The 2177-nt window shown below is 75.2% G+C and carries 2 protein-coding genes and 1 pseudogene; 2 read left to right on the top strand and 1 reads right to left on the bottom strand.

The window, feature by feature from the left end:
• Positions 1 to 94 precede the first annotated feature (94 nt).
• On the bottom strand, positions 95 to 571 hold the full coding sequence (locus ACIQOV_RS38465) for a hypothetical protein (protein WP_401055427.1): 477 nt from the start codon (positions 569 to 571) through the stop codon (positions 95 to 97).
• Between the two features lie 162 nt (positions 572 to 733).
• Between ACIQOV_RS38465 and ACIQOV_RS38470 the strand changes: the two genes are divergently transcribed.
• Together ACIQOV_RS38470 and ACIQOV_RS38475 are read left to right on the top strand one after the other, a co-directional pair.
• On the top strand, positions 734 to 1567 hold the full coding sequence (locus ACIQOV_RS38470) for an SDR family oxidoreductase (RefSeq protein WP_401055429.1): 834 nt from the start codon (positions 734 to 736) through the stop codon (positions 1565 to 1567).
• Between the two features lie 399 nt (positions 1568 to 1966).
• A pseudogene (locus ACIQOV_RS38475) lies at positions 1967 to 2177 on the top strand (hypothetical protein); the annotation flags it as partial.

The raw sequence follows: 2177 nt of genomic DNA on the forward strand, positions 1-2177 counted from the left end.
GCGCAGACCGACCAGGCGGCCCAGGAGGTCCAGCAGGCGAAGGCCGAGGCCGACCGCCTCGCCCAGTTGGCCAACCAGCCCGGCGCCACGCCCGCTACCGCAGCCGCCGCAGGCGGGAGTTGGCGATGTTACGGGTGCGCCGGGTGCGGCCGTTCTCGGCGAGCAGGCCCAGCGCGGCCCGGTCGGGCGACTCCTCGGCGAGGCGTCCCTGGAGCCAGTTCTCCGCCGCGAGCAGCTGCTCCTCCTCCCACGGCTCGCCCAGGGCCGTCGCCCGCAGCAGCGCCCAGTCCCGCAGGCGCCGGGCGGCGAACGCGTCGGCCGCCACTGCGCCCGCCAGCTCCCGCCGCCAGGCCGGGAAGCCCGGGTCCGTCAGCAGTTCCGCCGCGCGCCGGTCCAGGTACTCGCAGACCGCGCAGCTCGCCATCGGGCGCTCGGGGTCGGTGAGCACCCGGGCCGCGAGGGCGGCCGCATCCTCGGGAGCCACGTCCGCGAAGGCCCGGCGGTAGCGTGCGAATCGCACGTGCTCGTCCGGCTCGAAGCCTTCCGAGCCGGCCGCTGCTGTCTCGGTCACCGGGGTTCTCTCTTCCGTCCTGTCGTGGCCGCTTGCCCGCCCGATGGTCGCACGGCCGGTGGAGGGCGGGTCCGGCGCCTCCGCCGGTGGCCTCCTTGACCTCAAGTCGACTTGAGCTCCTAGCCTTCACCCGATCGATCGTCGGGCGACAGGAGAGACCGCATGATTCTCGTGACCGGAGCCACCGGCAACATCGGACGTTCCCTGCTGGAGGAGCTGCGGGCCTGCGGGGCCGGCCCCCTGCGGGGCCTCACCAGGGACGGCGCCCGGGCCCGGTTCCCCGAGGGCGTGGAGGTGCGCGAGGGCGATCTCGCCGACCCGGCCTCCCTGGCGCCCGCCCTCGACGGGGTGCGCTCGCTGTTCCTGGTGTCGCGGATCGGCTCCGATGCCGGGATCCTCGACGCCGCCCGGCGCGCCGGCGTCGAGCACGTGGTGCTGGTGTCGTCCGTCACCGTCGAGACGCATCCGCACCTGGGCCCCGCCCGGGAGAACGCGGACGTCGAGCGGCTGGTCATGGACAGCGGCATGGCGTGGACGGTCCTGCGGCCGACCCAGTTCGCCTCCAACGCCCTGTGGTGGGCGTCGGCGATCCGCGAGCGCGGGACGGTCCGCGTGCCGTACGCGGACACCGGGCTGCCCACGATCCACCCCGCGGACGTCGCGGCGGTGGCGCGGGTTGCGCTGACCGGGCCCGGCCACCGGGGACGGGTGTACGCGCTGACCGGGCCGGAGCGGGTGACGGCCCGGCAGCAGGTGGCGGCCATCGCGGCGGCCCTCGGGCGGGCGGTGCCCCTCGCGGTGATCGGCCGGGAGGAGGCCCGGCGGGAGCTGGCCGAGGCCCTGGGAGCCGAGGCGGCGGACGCGGTGCTCGACGTGACGGGCGGGGACGTCAACGACGGCCTGGTGGAGGTGCGCGACACCGTCGAGCGGGTCACCGGATCCCCCGCCAGGCCGTTCCACCACTGGGCCGCCGAGAACGTCGCCGCCTTCCGCTGACGAGCCCCCGCCCGGGCCGGACACGCCCCGCCGGACCCCCATTCCGTGAACAGCGTGAATGGCTATCGCCGGGAGCACAGCCCCGCACCGCCGCCCGCCACACGTTCCGCCGCCCGGCCGTTCCGCTGCTCGGCCTTCCGCCGCCCGGCCGGGCGCTCAAGGGCCGCTGGAGGCCAGGTCGAGGCGGGTGGTCCGGGGCGGCCCGGGTGTGTTCTGGTGGAGGGCGGAGGGCGCGCGCGGGGGCGTAGACGCTGGCGCATGGAGCTGAGTGCGGAGGCTATGGTTCGCCGGCCCGGAGTGGCCTTGACTGGTGGACACGAGGACGGACGCGCAGGGTTCACGGAACCCGGCCGGTCCGACGATCCGAACAGGCTCCTACTCCGAGTGAGGGTGATTGTGATGGCTGGTGTGGTGGATCTCGCGGTCGGGTCCGGTGTGGTGCTGGTGGTCGGTGGGACGGGGAAGACGGGTCGTCGGGTGGCGGACCGGCTGGCGGCGCGGGGTTACGGGGTGCGGGTGGGGTCGCGTTCGGGTGCGGTGCCGTTCGACTGGCACGACGAGGGGACGTGGGTCCTGCATCACTCTGCACTCCTGACGGCTTCGTCGACCT

It is taken from the genome of Kitasatospora sp. NPDC091257 (genome assembly GCF_044757675.1).
GTDB lineage: Bacteria > Actinomycetota > Actinomycetes > Streptomycetales > Streptomycetaceae > Kitasatospora > Kitasatospora lactacystinica.

What these genes read in the sequence shown, in the direction of transcription:
- ACIQOV_RS38470 (WP_401055429.1), top strand. Translation starts at nt 734, where the DNA reads ATGATTCTCGTGACCGGAGCCACCGGCAACATCGGACGTTCCCTGCTG.